This is a genomic window from Streptomyces melanosporofaciens (assembly GCF_900105695.1).
In the GTDB taxonomy this organism is placed as follows: domain Bacteria; phylum Actinomycetota; class Actinomycetes; order Streptomycetales; family Streptomycetaceae; genus Streptomyces; species Streptomyces antimycoticus.
In genome coordinates, this window is record NZ_FNST01000002.1 from 6,278,782 (window position 1) to 6,292,848 (window position 14,067).

The 14,067-nt window shown below is 73.5% G+C and carries 11 protein-coding genes; 7 read left to right on the forward strand and 4 right to left on the reverse strand.

Annotated features, from left to right (window positions below; translation table 11 throughout):
* Nucleotides 1-66: 66 nt before the first annotated feature.
* Complete coding sequence (locus BLV72_RS30135) at nt 67-2,238, forward strand: primosomal protein N' (RefSeq protein WP_093466179.1); 2,172 nt, start codon at nt 67-69, stop codon at nt 2,236-2,238.
* A gap of 306 nt (nt 2,239-2,544) precedes the next feature.
* On the opposite strand, the gene BLV72_RS30140 is transcribed toward BLV72_RS30135, so the two are convergent.
* Nucleotides 2,545-3,057 carry a hypothetical protein gene (locus tag BLV72_RS30140; RefSeq protein WP_093466180.1) on the reverse strand — a complete coding sequence of 171 codons (513 nt, stop codon included), beginning with the start codon at nt 3,055-3,057 and terminating at the stop codon, nt 2,545-2,547.
* A gap of 279 nt (nt 3,058-3,336) precedes the next feature.
* Here BLV72_RS30140 and fmt point away from each other — a divergent pair, with 279 nt between their 5' ends.
* The 3 genes from fmt to BLV72_RS30155 all read left to right on the forward strand — a co-directional run bounded on the left by fmt (nt 3,337) and on the right by BLV72_RS30155 (nt 8,002).
* On the forward strand, nt 3,337-4,269 hold the full coding sequence (gene fmt, locus BLV72_RS30145; protein WP_093466182.1) for a methionyl-tRNA formyltransferase: 933 nt from the start codon (nt 3,337-3,339) through the stop codon (nt 4,267-4,269).
* Between the two features lie 233 nt (nt 4,270-4,502).
* Nucleotides 4,503-6,488, forward strand: coding sequence for an ABC transporter ATP-binding protein (locus tag BLV72_RS30150; RefSeq protein WP_093466183.1), 1,986 nt, complete (start codon nt 4,503-4,505; stop codon nt 6,486-6,488).
* 44 nt (nt 6,489-6,532) lie between these two features.
* Nucleotides 6,533-8,002 (forward strand): RsmB/NOP family class I SAM-dependent RNA methyltransferase, encoded by a 1,470-nt coding sequence (locus tag BLV72_RS30155; protein ID WP_093466185.1) that lies wholly within the window; start codon nt 6,533-6,535, stop codon nt 8,000-8,002.
* Nucleotides 8,003-8,102: 100 nt separating this feature from the next.
* Here the strand turns inward: BLV72_RS30155 and BLV72_RS30160 are convergent, their stop codons facing one another.
* Entirely contained in the window at nt 8,103-9,047 is a 945-nt protein-coding gene (locus BLV72_RS30160; protein WP_093466186.1) for a serine hydrolase, read from the reverse strand.
* A gap of 172 nt (nt 9,048-9,219) precedes the next feature.
* Here BLV72_RS30160 and rpe point away from each other — a divergent pair, with 172 nt between their 5' ends.
* The 3 genes from rpe to BLV72_RS30175 all read left to right on the forward strand — a co-directional run bounded on the left by rpe (nt 9,220) and on the right by BLV72_RS30175 (nt 12,735).
* Entirely contained in the window at nt 9,220-9,894 is a 675-nt protein-coding gene (gene rpe, locus BLV72_RS30165) for a ribulose-phosphate 3-epimerase (protein WP_059145742.1), read from the forward strand.
* A 135-nt stretch (nt 9,895-10,029) separates the two neighbouring features.
* The gene (locus BLV72_RS30170; protein ID WP_203348700.1) at nt 10,030-11,019 is read left to right on the forward strand and encodes a sugar-binding transcriptional regulator; all 990 of its coding nucleotides are present in this window, start codon (nt 10,030-10,032) and stop codon (nt 11,017-11,019) included.
* Between the two features lie 252 nt (nt 11,020-11,271).
* Nucleotides 11,272-12,735, forward strand: coding sequence for a GuaB1 family IMP dehydrogenase-related protein (locus BLV72_RS30175; RefSeq protein WP_093466188.1), 1,464 nt, complete (start codon nt 11,272-11,274; stop codon nt 12,733-12,735).
* Nucleotides 12,736-12,838: 103 nt separating this feature from the next.
* Here BLV72_RS30175 and BLV72_RS30180 read toward each other — a convergent pair whose 3' ends face one another.
* Nucleotides 12,839-13,600 carry a DUF2637 domain-containing protein gene (locus BLV72_RS30180; protein ID WP_093466189.1) on the reverse strand — a complete coding sequence of 254 codons (762 nt, stop codon included), beginning with the start codon at nt 13,598-13,600 and terminating at the stop codon, nt 12,839-12,841.
* Entirely contained in the window at nt 13,597-13,803 is a 207-nt protein-coding gene (locus BLV72_RS30185; RefSeq protein WP_059145806.1) for a hypothetical protein, read from the reverse strand. The genes BLV72_RS30180 and BLV72_RS30185 overlap by 4 nt, the downstream gene beginning before the upstream one ends.
* Nucleotides 13,804-14,067: the final 264 nt, after the last annotated feature.

The window sequence follows — 14,067 nt, forward strand, 5'->3', positions numbered from 1 at the left end:
GACGCCCCCTCGGCGTCCGGGCCTTCGCGTCCGTCGCTGTCCGTGCGGTCTGCTAAGACTTGATCTGTGAGCAGGGACAACGAGCGGCCGAGGGATCCGGCGGAGGCGTCGGACGGGGAGCAGCTCGCGCTCATTCGGGAGACCGTGCGCAAGGCCAAGGGGGAGCGGGCCAGGCCGCGGACCTGGCGGGGGGCCAAGCTGGCCGGGGAGCTGCCCGTGGCGCGGGTGCTGGTCGACAAGGGGCCGGTCCACCTCGACAAGCTGTGGGATTACGCGGTGCCGGCCGAGATGGACGCCGAGGCCCGGCCCGGGGTGCGGGTGCGGGTGCGGTTCGGGGCCGGGACGGGGAAGGTGCGCGAGGGGCGGCGCGAGGGGGGCGGGCTGCTCGACGGGTACATCATCGAGCGCGTCGGCGAGTCCGACTACCGCGGTCCGCTGGCCGCCCTCGCGCAGGTGGTCTCCCCGGAGCCGGTGCTGGGGCCGGGGCTGCTGGCGCTGTGCCGGGCGGTCGCCGACCGGTACGCCGGATCGCTCGCCGATGTGCTGCAGCTGGCCATGCCCAAGCGCAACGCCCGCGCCGAGGGCGAGCCGTCACCGCCGCCGCTGCCGCCGCCGGAGCCGCCCGCGCCCGGGAGCTGGGCGCGCTATCCGGCCGGGCCCGGGTTCCTGGAGGCGCTTGCCCGCGGTGACCGGCCGCGGGCCGTATGGACCGCGCTGCCCGGACCGCACTGGCCCCGGGAGTGGGCCACCGCCGTGGCCGCCACGCTCGCCTCCGGGCGCGGGGCGCTCGTCGTCGTCCCCGACGGGCGGACCGCCGAGCGGGTGGACGCGGCGCTCACGGAGGTGCTCGGCGGCCCGGGGCGGCATGTGCTGCTCACCGCCGACCTCGGGCCCGAGGAGCGCTACCGCCGCTGGCTGGCGGTCAGCCGGGGCTCGGTCCGGGCCGTGGTGGGCACCCGGGCGGCGATGTTCGCACCCGTCCGGGACCTCGGGCTGGTGGGGATCTGGGACGACGGGGACCGCAGCCACAGCGACGAGCGGCTGCCGCAGCCGCACGCCCGCGATGTGCTGCTGCTGCGCGCCGTTCATGAGAAGACGGGCTTTCTGCTGGGCGACCTCGGCCGCACCGTCGAGGCCGCCCAGCTGGTGGAGAACGGCTGGGCCCGGCCGCTCGAAGCCGACCGCGAGCAGGTCCGGGCGGCCGCACCGCTGATCCGTACGGTCGACGAGGGCGAGGTGGCCCGGGACGCGGAGGCCCGTGCCGCCCGGCTGCCCACACTCGCCTGGCAGACCGTACGGGAGGCGCTGACCCGGGGCCCGGTGCTGGTGCAGGTGCCGCGCCGGGGCTATGTGCCGAAGCTGGCCTGTGAGCGCTGCCGGGAGCCCGCGCGCTGTGCGCACTGCTCGGGCCCGCTGGAGGCGCGGGACGCGGAGCATCTGGTGTGCGGATGGTGCGGGCGGGACGAACCCGCCTGGCACTGCCGTGAATGCGGGGGCGTCCGGCTGCGGGCGTCCATAGTCGGCGCCCGGCGCACCGCCGAGGAGCTGGGCCGCGCGTTTCCGGCCGTGCCCGTGCGCACCTCCGGCCGTGACCATGTGCTGACGTCCGTTCCCGACCGTCCGGCCCTCGTCGTGAGCACGCCGGGCGCCGAGCCGGTCGCCGAGGGCGGTTACGCCGCGGCGCTGCTGCTCGACGGCTGGGCCCTGCTCGGCCGCCCCGATCTGCGGGCCGGTGAGGACGCGCTGCGCCACTGGCTGGAGGCGGCCTCGCTGGTCCGTGGCCACGGTGACGGGGGCGAGGGGGGCGACGGCCGGGGCGGCACCGTGGTGATCATGGCCGAGCCGACGCAGCGGCCCGTCCAGGCCCTGGTGCGCTGGGACCCGGCCGGTTATGCGGCACGTGAGCTGGCCGAACGGTCCCAGCTGGGCTTTCCGCCGATCTCACGGATGGCGGCGGTGACCGGCCCCGCGGAGGCGGTGGCCGAGCTGATCGCCTCGGCCGGGCTGCCCGAGGGGGCCGAGACCCTGGGCCCGGTCCCGCTTCCCCCGGCGCCTCCCGGACGTCCGCGCCGCCCCGGAGACCCGCCCCCGGGCGAGGTCTGGGAGCGCGCGCTGCTGCGGGTACGCCCCGGCCAGGGCAGCGCCCTCGCGGCGGCCCTCAAGGAGGCGAAGGCGGGCCGTTTGGCGAGGGGGGAGAAGGATCCCGCGGTGCGGGTGGATCCCTTGGACATTGGCTGACCGGGGCTGACCTGGGCTGACTCTGGTTTGCGCATTGGCCGACTTCGGCCCCGGCCCCGGTCTGGGTATTGGGTGGCCTCGGCACCGGTCTGGGCGTTGGCCGGCCCCGGTCCCGGTTTAGGCATTGGCGGACCTCGGCCCCGGTTTGGGGCCCGGCTGACCTCGGCTGTTCCCGGCTGGGGTGCGGCTCCGCCGCGTGGGCGACCGAGCACGGTCGGCCGTCGACAGGGGGCACCTCCCAGCGGTAGCTGGGGAGACTGAGGCGCCCGGAGGCGAACCGAGCCTCAAAAAATGGGGAGCCGGGTCTCAGCCGTGGCGGGGGCCGGGGAAGGGGCTGGGGCGGGGGTCCTCGCGGAGTGAGGGCGTCGACTGCGGCGGGACCGTGCGCGCGGCGGGCACCGAGGGGACGGCGGCGGGCTCGGCCGGACGGCCCGGGGTCGGTTCGCCGCCCTCGGGGGCGTTCTGCGCGGCGGCCCGGCGGGAGCCGTAACGGCGGTGCACCGCCTGCTTGGTGACGCCGAGTGCCGAGCCCACCGCGTCCCAGGAGAAGCCCAGCGACCGGTCGAAGTCGACGGCGGCCGTGACCAGCGTCTCGACGCTGTCGCGCAGCTCCTGGGCGAGCCGCACGGTGGGGGCCGGGGCGCGTCCGTAGACCACGAAACCGGCGGACGGGCCGGTGCGCCGGGGGCGGTAGACATTGCCGAGCTGGGCGGTGAGCGTGCGCAGCGCGTCCACCTGCCGGCGGACCCGCTCGATGTCCCGGACCAGGAGGTGCAGGCTGGCCCGTGCCTGGGCGTCATGAGTTGCGTGGTCGGCCATGGAGAAGCCTCTCGAACGGGCGTTGACGGGGGATGGGGGTCAGGGGATGGAGGGGGCTGATGCTGGGGCGGGGGAGTCGAGTGGGCGGCGGGAAACGCATCGGGCCGCGGCAGCGGCCCGATGCGGTCAATCTGCCTTGACCAACGCGGCACCCGCCCGTCGGTCACGGTCCGGGGCGTGCGGGAGTCCGCCCGTACGCCCCCTCGGCCGGCGGACCATAGACTGCAGAGCTGTCCGAGGTTCCGCCGTATCCGCTGTGTGAGAGGTAGTTCGCCACCTATGAGGCTCGTCTTCGCCGGTACCCCCGAGGTCGCCCTGCCCGCTCTGGACGCGCTGATCGCGTCGGAGAAGCACGAGGTGGTGGCCGTGGTGACGCGTCCGGACGCGCCCGCCGGGCGCGGTCGCCGGATGGTGGCCAGCCCGGTCGCCGAGCGGGCCGAGGAGGCGGGTATCGAGGTGCTCAAGCCCGCCAAGCCGCGTGACCCGGAGTTCCTCGCCCGGCTCGCCGAGATCGCCCCCGACTGCTGCCCGGTGGTGGCCTACGGCGCGCTGCTGCCCAAGGCCGCGCTGGAGATCCCGGCGCACGGCTGGGTCAATCTGCACTTCTCGCTGCTCCCCGCGTGGCGGGGCGCGGCTCCCGTGCAGCACTCCGTGCTGGCGGGCGACGAGATGACCGGCGCCTCGACCTTCCAGATCGAGGAAGGGCTGGACTCCGGGCCGGTGTTCGGGGTGGTGACGGAGGAGGTGCGGGCCACCGACACCAGCGGCGATCTGCTGACCCGGCTCGCGTTCGCCGGTGCGGGGCTGCTCGAGGCGACGATGGACGGCATCGAGAACGGCACCCTGCTCCCGGTGCCGCAGCCGGTCGAGGGCATCTCGCTCGCCCCGAAGATCACCGTCGAGGACGCGGAGATCGACTGGACGGCGCCCGCGCTGCGCGTCGACCGGTTGGTGCGGGCGTGCACCCCCGCCCCGGGTGCGTGGACCACCTTCCGCGAGGAGCGGCTGAAGGTCGTCTCGGCGCGGCCGGTGGCGGACCGTACGGATCTGGAGCCCGGGCGGCTGGCGGCGACCAAGAAGGCCGTGTTCGTGGGCACCGGCAGCCATGCCGTCGAGCTGACGTGGGTGCGGCCGCAGGGCAAGAAGCCGATGCTCGCGGCGGATTGGGCGCGCGGGGTGCGGATCGCGGAGGGCGAGCGGCTCGGAGCCTGAGCGGGCCACGGGGCCGAAGCCGCTCCAGCGGTACGCCACGGGGTCGAGGCCGACCCAGCGGCACGGCGATCCTCAGCAGGCCCCCAGGGCAGAAGCCCGAGCACGTCCACAGTGCTGACACCTGAGCGGCGCCACAGGGCTGAAAGGCGGCCGTCGGGCGCGCCGGGGCGGCGGATGTTGACTTCAACCTATGTTGAAGTCCTACGTTCCTCACGAGACCTCGGAGGTACGTGATGGACATCGAAGTGACCGCCTGGCATTCCTTGTATCAGGCGTCCAATGCCAGCGACGACCGGCGGCCCTTCTCCCGCGAGACACTGCGCCGGATCGGCGCCTTTGCCCGTCCGCACCGCCGTCAGCTGCAGCTGTTCCTGGTACTGAGCACGGTCACGGCGGTGCTCGCGGTGGCGACACCGCTGCTGGCCGGCCGGGTGGTGGACGCGATCGTCCACCATTCGGGACAGGACACGGTGCTCGGGCTGGCCGGGCTCATCGCCGCGATCGCCGTGGCGGAGGCGGCGATCGGGCTGCTGACCCGCTGGCTGTCGGCGAACATCGGCGAGGGGCTGATCCTCGATCTGCGCACGTCCGTCTTCGACCACGTGCAGCGGATGCCGGTGGCGTTCTTCACCCGGACCCGTACCGGTGCGCTGGTCAGCCGGCTCAACAACGACGTCATCGGCGCGCAGCGGGCGTTCAGCGACACCCTTTCCGGGGTGGTCGGCAATATGGTGACGCTGCTGCTCACCCTGGTCGTCATGATCGGGATCTCGTGGCAGATCACCCTGCTGACGCTGGTGCTCCTGCCCCTCTTCCTGCTGCCCGCGCGCCGGGTGGGCGGACGGCTGGCGAAGCTGCGCCGCGAGGCGGCCGCGCACAACGCCGCCATGAGCACCCAGATGACCGAGCGCTTCTCCGCGCCCGGGGCCACCCTCGTCAAGCTCTTCGGCCGGCCCGCCGACGAGTCGGCCGAGTTCGCCGCGCGGACCCGGCGGGTGCGGGACATCGGGGTGCGGACCGCGATGGTCCAGGTCTCCTTCGTGACCGCGCTGACCCTCGTCTCCGCCCTGGCCCTCGCCCTGGTCTACGGCCTCGGCGGCTGGTTCGCGCTGCACGGGCGGCTCGACCCCGGCGCCGTCGTCGCGCTCGCGCTGCTCCTCACCCGGCTGTACGCGCCGCTGACCGCGCTGGCCGGGGCGCGGGTCGAGGTGATGAGCGCGCTCGTCAGCTTCGAGCGGGTCTTCGAGGTGCTCGACCTCGAGCCGCTGATCAAGGAGAAGCCGGACGCCCGGGCAGTGCCCGACGGGCCCGTGTCCGTCGAGTTCGACCGCGTCGACTTCGGCTACCCGGCCGCGGACAAGGTCTCCCTCGCCTCCCTGGAGGAGGTGGCCACCCTGGACACCCGCGGTGGCGTCCAGGTCCTGCACGGGCTGTCCTTCCGCGCCGAACCGGGCCAGATGGTCGCGCTGGTGGGCTCCTCCGGCGCCGGGAAGTCGACCATCGCGCAGCTCCTGCCCAGGCTTTACGACGCCGACGGCGGCGCCGTACGGCTTTCCGGGGTGGACGTCCGCGATCTGACCGCCGATTCCATCCGCGCCACCCTCGGCATGGTCACGCAGGACGGCCACCTCTTCCATGACTCGATCCGCGCCAATCTGCTGCTGGCCCGGCCGGAGGCCACCGACGAGGAGCTGTGGGAGGTGCTGCGCCGGGCCCGGCTGGAAGGGCTGATCGCGTCCCTGCCGGACGGCCTGGACACCGTCGTGGGCGAGCGCGGCTACCGGCTCTCCGGCGGTGAGCGCCAGCGGCTGACCATCGCCCGGCTGCTGCTGGCCCGGCCCCGGGTGGTGATCCTCGACGAGGCCACCGCGCATCTGGACTCCACCTCGGAGGCCGATGTGCAGGAGGCGCTCGGCGAGGCGCTGGAGGGGCGCACCGCGGTGGTGATCGCCCACCGGCTGTCCACAGTCCGGGCGGCGGATCTCATTCTCGTCGTCGAGGGCGGGCGGATCGTGGAGCGCGGTACGCACACCGCGCTGCTGGCCGCCGGAGGCCGCTACGAGGAGCTGTACCGCACCCAGTTCGAGCAGCCGGACGCGACGGGCGACGGATGCGCCGTGGACGGAGCGCGCGCGACCGGCATGGCCGCGAAGGCGGCGGCCGCGGACGGAGCGGCCCTGGACGGCGGCCCCACGGCCGCCGGGGCCCCGGCGACGTAGGCTGGTCCCTTCAAGCCCGATCCGTCCCCCGGAGCACATTTCCCGTGACCGACCAGCCCCGTCGTCGCCGTTCCCACGCCCCGAACCGGCCAGGCAAGCCGTACCGCCGCCCGCAGAAGGACCCCGTGCGGATCCTCGCCTTCGAGGCGCTGCGGGCGGTCGACGAACGGGACGCGTACGCCAACCTCGTTCTCCCGCCCCTGCTGCGCAAGGCGCGGGAGAGCGCGGAGGACGGCGGGCCGCGGTTCGACGCCCGGGACGCGGCGCTCGCCACCGAGCTGGTCTACGGCACCCTGCGCCATCAGGGCACCTACGACGCGATCATCGCCGAATGCGTGGACCGCCCGCTGCGCGAGGTGGATCCGCCCGTGCTGGACGTGCTGAACCTCGGCGCCCATCAGCTGCTGGGGACCCGTATCCCCACCCACGCCGCCGTCTCGGCGAGCGTCGAGCTGGCCCGGGTGGTGCTCGGCGACGGACGGGCCAAGTTCGTCAACGCCGTGCTGCGCAGGATCGCCGCCCATGACCTCGACGGCTGGCTGGAGCGGGTGGCCCCGCCCTACGACGAGGACCCCGAGGAGCATCTGGGCGTCCGCCACTCGCATCCGCGCTGGGTCGTCTCCGCGCTGTGGGACGCGCTCGGCGGCGGCAGTTCCGGGATCGAGGAGCTGCTGGCCGCGGACAACGAGCGGCCCGAGGTCACCCTCGTCGCCCGGCCCGGCCGGTCCACGGCCGGGGAGTTGCTGGACGCGGTCGGCGAGGGGTCCGCGGTGCCGGGCCGCTGGTCCCCGTACGCGGTGAAGCTCACCGAGGGCGGGGAGCCCGGGGCGCTGGAGGCGGTGCGCGAGGGGCGTGCCGGGGTGCAGGACGAGGGCAGCCAGCTCGTGGCCCTCGCGCTGGCGAACGCGCCGCTGGAGGGGGAGGACCGGCGCTGGCTGGACGGGTGCGCGGGTCCCGGCGGCAAGGCCGCGCTGCTCGCCGCGCTCGCCGCGGAGCGCGGCGCCGCGCTGCTGGCCGCCGAGAAGCAGCCGCACCGGGCCCGGCTGGTGGCCAGGGCCCTGGCGGGCAACCCGGGCCCGTACCAGGTGATCGCCGCGGACGGCACCCGCCCGCCGTGGCGGCCGGGCTCCTTCGACCGGGTGCTGGTGGATGTGCCGTGCACCGGGCTCGGTGCGCTGCGCCGCCGCCCCGAGGCGCGCTGGCGGCGCCGCCCCGAGGACCTCGACGGCTTCGCCCCGCTGCAGCGCGGGCTGCTGCGGGAGGCCCTGGCCTCGGCGCGGATCGGCGGCGTGGTCGGCTATGCGACCTGTTCCCCGCATCCGGCCGAGACCAGGGCCGTGGTCGAGGACGTCCTGAAGGGGCGTGGCGGCCCGGCCGTCGCCGCGGAGTGGATCGACGCCCGTCCGCTGCTGCCGGGGGTGCCGGAGCTGGGCGACGGCCCGGACATCCAGCTCTGGCCGCACCGGCACGGTACGGACGCCATGTATCTGGCCCTGCTGCGCCGCACCGGCTGACCGCGCCCGTTCGCGCCGGACCGGCTGACCGCGCCCGTTCTTCTCGCGGCTTCCCGAGTGTGCGGCTCCAAGGCATCGCACGGCCGCGGCGAGCGGCGCGTCAGTCTTTCGGGACCGCCGGAAGCGCTTCCTGCGGCCGGTCGGTCGGGGCGTAGACGGTGGCCGCGTGGGCGGCGGGGTTGAGGTCCTTGTGCACCGCGCGCGCCACCGCCTCGATGGTGGCCACGCCCGCCTTCATGGTGCGGTTGTCCTGGGTGAGCACGGTGAGGGTGTAGTCGTGGCCGCCGCCGGTGAAGGCGCCGATGCTGTGCACCCGCCAGCCGTGCGTGGACCGCTCCAGCCAGCCGTTCTTCACCTGGATCCGCACCCCGCCCGGGGCACCGGCCGGGGTGCCCCAGCGCTGTTCGCGGATGACCTTGCCCATGAGCGAGAGGATGTAGCGGCGGGAGGCGTCGCTCAGCACCGTGTTCGGGTGGGTGATCAGGTCCAGGAGCCGCTCCTGGTCGTTCGCGGTGATCCGGGTGAGGCCCCAGTAGCCGTTCTTGCCGGGCACGGTGGCGTCCATGCCCGCCGCCCGCAGGAACGCCTTGACCCGGGAGGTCTTGAGCTTCTTCCACAGCTTGCTGGTCGAGGCGTTGTCCGACTTGGTGATCATGGCCTTGGCGAGGGTCTTCTCGCCCTTGGTCAGCGGCCGGTGGTGGCGCTGCGCGTCCCACAGCAGCGTCCCCAGGACCGTCGCCTTCACCACGCTCGCGGAGTCGAACCGCTGGTTCGCGCGCAGGGTGCAGCGGGTGTGGGTGGCGTGGTCGCGGAGGCTGATCGCGATGCTGCCGGACCGGCCGCGCAGCGCCTTGGCGATGTCCTTGGACAGCTTGCCGGCCAGCCCGGACTGGTGCGAGACGCAGACCGGGCGCGGTGCCGCGGCCGCGGCGGAGGCGGGTCCGGCCCCGGCTCCGGCTCCGGCGACCGGCGATACGACGACGGCCGCTGTGAGCGCCGCGCACACCGCGGTGCGGGGACGCCGGGGTATTCGGTCTCTCGTCATGGTGGGTTGCCTGTGTGCACGTGAGGTCTAGGGGTTTCCTTCGACTTCTTCATGGTCCTGGCTCCGGCGCCGTGCGTCGATCGGAGCGGATACCCGAGTGATCACGGCGGTGCGGGCCGTTGTGATGATCCCGGCTCCATGGAGCGGCACGGACCGTGGGAGGCTTGGTGGCATGGCCTTGCAGATCAACCCCAGCATCCTGTCCGCGGACTTCTCCCGTCTCGCGGATGAGGCGAAGGCGGTCGAGGGTGCCGACTGGCTCCACGTCGACGTCATGGACAACCACTTCGTCCCCAACCTCACCCTCGGGGTTCCGGTGGTCGAGTCGCTGGGCAAGGCCACGGAAACCCCGCTGGACTGCCATCTCATGATCGACGACCCGGACCGCTGGGCGCCGCAGTACATCGAGGCGGGCGCCGGTTCCGTCACCTTCCATGTGGAGGCCGCGGCCGCGCCGGTGCGGCTGGCGCGGGAGATCCGGGCCAAGGGTGCGCGGGCCTCGATGGCGCTCAAGCCGGCCACCCCCATCGAGCCGTACGAGGATCTGCTGCCCGAGCTGGACATGCTGCTGGTGATGACCGTGGAACCGGGCTTCGGCGGCCAGGCGTTCCTGGACATCATGCTGCCGAAGATCCGCCGCACCCGGCAGCTCATCGACAAGCATGGGCTTCAGATGTGGCTCCAGGTGGACGGCGGGGTCTCGGCCGCCACCATCGAGCGGTGCGCCGAGGCGGGCGCCGATGTGTTCGTGGCGGGCTCGGCCGTCTACGGCGCCGACGACCCGGCCAAGGCCGTACAGGCACTGCGTCAGCTCGCCGAGAAGGCAACCGGCACCCCCGGAACATGAGGCGACGTAGCTACCGGTCGGTGAACTCAAGGGTGAAGGGCGAACCAACTCCGCCGTTTCTGACAGGATGAACGGTGAGTCCGGACAGTGAATAGTGAGGAGACCGCGGTGTCGACGGGCCGTTCAGCCACGCGGATGGGACCCGCCGAGCTGGTGCAGGCGGCGGCCATGGCGCGCCGCTTCTACCTCGAGGGCAAGTCCAAGATCCAGATCGCCGAGGAGTTCGGCGTCAGCCGCTTCAAGGTAGCGCGGGTGCTGGAGACGGCGCTCGAGCGCGATCTGGTGCGCATCGAAATCAGGGTTCCCGCCGAACTCGACGCGGAGCGCTCCGACGCCCTGCGCGCCCGCTACGGGCTGCGCCACGCGGTCGTCGTGGAGTCGCCGGCCGACGCCGAGGCGGACACCCCGGACCCGGAGAACCTCGGCGAGGTCGCCGCGGACCTGCTGGGCGAGCTGGTGACCGAGGGGGATGTGCTGGGGCTGGCCTGGGGGCGGTCCACGATCCACATGGCGGCCGCGCTGCACCGGCTGCCCCCGTGCACCGTCGTCCAGCTCACCGGCGTGTACGACGCGGGCACGGCCGAGCGCGGCTCGGTCGAGGCGGTGCGCCGTGCCGCCGCCGTCTCGGGCGGTGAGGCGCACCCCATCTACGCGCCGATGCTGCTGCCGGACACGGCCACCGCGGACGCCCTGCGCGGCCAGACCGGTATCGCCCGCGCCTTCGAGTACTTCGACAAGGTCACCGTGGCCTGCGTCTCCATCGGCTCCTGGGAGGCCGGGATCTCCACGGTCTACGACATGCTGACGGAGAAGGAGCGGGCCCACTACGAGAGCCTGGGCGCCGCCGCCGAGATGTCGGCCCACCTCTTCGACGCCGAGGGCCGCCGCATCGGCCGCGACCTGGGCGAGCGCTGCATCACCGTGGAGGCCGACCGACTGCGCCGGATCCCCGAGGTGGTGGCCATCGCGGGCGGCCGCCGCAAGGCCGAGGCGATCGGGGCGGTGCTGAGGTCCGGCCTGGTCACCAGCCTGGTGACGGACACCGCCGCCGCGGACTACCTGCTCGCCGAAACCACCCCCGCCGCCCACCCCGCCCTGGACCGCGCCGACCCGGACGGCGTGTAGCGGGCCGGCCGCCGCGGGCAAGGGCTCCTGGCCGGCCCCCGACCGCTCGCGGGCGCGCCCGGCGGTGCTCCGCCGCTGGGGTCACTCGCCCTGGGGCGGGCGCTCGGGTAGCGTTTCGATGTAAGGCAGGTTGCCTGTCGGCACCGGAGCCGCCCCCGCAGCGCCTCTTTGGAGGATTCTACGAATGCGGGGGTGTTTTGTTGTGCCGCTATGGGAGTGACCTGCGTCGTTTCGCGTGAAAATGTGAGACTCATGCGTTTCCTCGAGCCCGGTACGGGGCGCCACGTGGGATCTTCCCCGGTTCCCTACGACCTCACGTACGACGATGTGTTCATGGTGCCGAGCCGCTCCGCGGTCGGCTCCCGCCAGGGGGTGGACCTGGCCGCACCCGACGGCACCGGCACCACCATTCCGCTCGTCGTCGCCAACATGACCGCGATCGCCGGCCGCCGCATGGCCGAGACGGTCGCCCGTCGTGGTGGCCTCGTCGTCATTCCGCAGGACATCCCGATCGACGTCGTCACCGACGTGATCCGCTGGGTCAAGAGCCGCGATCTGGTGCTGGACACCCCGATCGTCCTCGCCCCGACCGGCACCGTCGCCGACGCGCTGTCGCTGCTGCCCAAGCGGGCACACGGCGCGGGCGTGGTGGTCGAGGACGGGCGTCCGGTGGGCGTGGTGACCGAGTCCGACCTGACCGGGGTGGACCGCTTCACCCAGCTGTCCGAGGTGATGTCGCGCGAGCTGATGGTGCTCGACGCCGACATCGACCCCCAGGAGGCGTTCAACCGCCTCGACGCCGCCCACCGCAAGCTGGCCCCCGCCGTCGACGCGGACGGGAAGCTGGCGGGCATCCTGACCCGCAAGGGCGCGCTGCGCGCGACGCTCTACAAGCCCGCGGTGGACGCGGGCGGCCGGCTGCGGATCGCGGCCGCCGTCGGGGTCAACGGCGACGTGGAGGGCCGTACGAAGGCGCTCCTGGACGCCGGGGTGGACGCCCTCGTCGTGGACACCGCCCACGGCCACCAGGAGTCGATGATCAGCACGCTCAAGGTGGTCCGGGGCCTGGGCCCGCGGGTGCCGGTGGTGGCGGGCAACGTGGTCGCCGCCGAGGGCGTGCGCGACCTCATCGAGGCCGGTGCCGACATCATCAAGGTCGGCGTCGGGCCGGGCGCCATGTGCACCACCCGCATGATGACCGGTGTGGGCCGCCCGCAGTTCTCCGCGGTGCTGGAATGCGCCGCCGAGGCGCGGAAGTTCGGCAAGCACATCTGGGCGGACGGTGGCATCCGGCACCCCCGCGACGTCGCCATGGCGCTCGCGGCCGGGGCGTCCAACGTGATGGTCGGCTCCTGGTTCGCGGGGACGTACGAGTCGCCCGGCGACCTCCAGCACACCGCCGACGGCCGGCCGTACAAGGAGAGCTTCGGCATGGCGTCGGCACGCGCGGTGCGCAACCGCACCAGCGACGAGTCGGCCTACGAGCGGGCTCGCAAGGGGCTGTTCGAGGAGGGCATCTCCACCTCGCGGATGTTCCTGGACCCGGCCCGACCGGGAGTCGAGGACCTGATCGACTCGATCATCGCGGGCGTGCGCAGCTCCTGCACCTACGCGGGCGCCGGGTCGCTGGAGGAGTTCCACGAGCGGGCCGTGGTGGGCGTGCAGAGCGCCGCGGGCTACGCGGAGGGCAAGCCGCTCCACGCAAGCTGGGACTGAGGTCCAGGAGTTCGGCTCGCCCCGAGGCGATTCGAGCCCCCAACACCACAGCCCCACTCGGCTCGGGGTGAGTGGGGCTGTGGTGGTGTGTCGTGGTGGGGTCTCACCTCGGCACTCCGCGCTCACCCCGGGTGCGGGGCAGCGCGTGGCGCGGCGGGCTGGTGAGGGTGATCTGCCGGACCAGCTGGTGGAACGAGACCAGCGCGGCGACCGGGGGAAGACCGGCCACGGCCATGCTGGGCGCGTTCCTCGGGGCGTGTGCGACGCACAGGAACACCGCGATGGTGGAGAAGAGCACCACCACGGCCCATGAGTGCGCCGCGCCCCGGCGGTGGAGGGCGGCCCGCAGCACCGACAGCGAGGCGACCAGCCAGGGTCCGTAGACCAGCAGGGGCCACCACGCCGCCATGGACTCCGAGGTGCTCGGGGAGGCCAGATAGCGCAGCGGGCGGTAGGAGATCATTCCGCCGAGCACGCTCAGCATGGCGACGATGACCGTGGTGACCGCCGCGAAGATCAGGCTGATCACATGCAGCCACGGCAGCGTCGGCAGCCGGAAACGGACCCTGCGGCGCTTGCCGCGCCCCCGCACATGCGTGGGGGAGGGGGCGTGGAGGGGGGCCACCGGTCCGATGGGGCCGGTGGTGTGCACCGACTCCTCGGGGGAGGTCGTCTGCAGCAGCCGGGCCAGGTCCCCCTCCAGGTCCCAGCGGCCCTCGATGGTCTCCGGGTCGGGCAGGGGGAAAGGATTCATCTCATAATCGGCTGCCGCCTCGTACCGCTCCCCGGGAGGGGGCGCGGGGGCGTGCCGGTGGCCGGTGGGTGGGGGCCCGTAGCCGCCCGGCCTCGGCTCGGTGTACGTCATGCCTTGACGCCCGGTTCCGGCGTATCGGACCGCTGGAGGAAGTCCGCCTCGATCCGGCCCAGCGCCCGGATGAAGTCCTCCCAGACTCTCGCGCAGTATTCGAGCGGGTAGCGCTCGCTGTCACCCCCCTGGTCTCGGGGCCGGAACACGGGTTCGGCACTGAGGCGGGAGTGATCGGGTGGTTGCAGGCTGTCAGTGGTCACGTCCCCACCAACGACCGCTAAAATGGTGCAGTATCGCGGCATTCGGGTGAAACGAGCGCTGACTCGCGCAGTGTCTCGCAACGATTCCCCGCCGCGCGCCCCCGCGCGCAACGTTGCCACGGGTATGCGCAACCATGGTGCATTACGGCCGTCGGCGGACGGCTCATAGGGTCTTGCGCTGACGTGGAGTGGCGGGGACCGACTGCTCGGCGATTCCCACCTGCGGGTTTGCTCTTCGGGCACCCGTATGTCCGCAGTCGGTCG

What these genes read in the sequence shown, in the direction of transcription:
- BLV72_RS30140 (WP_093466180.1), bottom strand. Translation starts at nt 3,057, where the DNA reads ATGGCCGACCACGCAACTCATGACGCCCAGGCACGGGCCAGCCTGCAC.
- fmt (WP_093466182.1), top strand. Translation starts at nt 3,337, where the DNA reads ATGAGGCTCGTCTTCGCCGGTACCCCCGAGGTCGCCCTGCCCGCTCTG.
- BLV72_RS30150 (WP_093466183.1), top strand. Translation starts at nt 4,503, where the DNA reads ATGGACATCGAAGTGACCGCCTGGCATTCCTTGTATCAGGCGTCCAAT.
- BLV72_RS30160 (WP_093466186.1), bottom strand. Translation starts at nt 9,047, where the DNA reads ATGACGAGAGACCGAATACCCCGGCGTCCCCGCACCGCGGTGTGCGCG.
- rpe (WP_059145742.1), top strand. Translation starts at nt 9,220, where the DNA reads ATGGCCTTGCAGATCAACCCCAGCATCCTGTCCGCGGACTTCTCCCGT.
- BLV72_RS30170 (WP_203348700.1), top strand. Translation starts at nt 10,030, where the DNA reads ATGGGACCCGCCGAGCTGGTGCAGGCGGCGGCCATGGCGCGCCGCTTC.
- BLV72_RS30175 (WP_093466188.1), top strand. Translation starts at nt 11,272, where the DNA reads ATGCGTTTCCTCGAGCCCGGTACGGGGCGCCACGTGGGATCTTCCCCG.
- BLV72_RS30180 (WP_093466189.1), bottom strand. Translation starts at nt 13,600, where the DNA reads ATGACGTACACCGAGCCGAGGCCGGGCGGCTACGGGCCCCCACCCACC.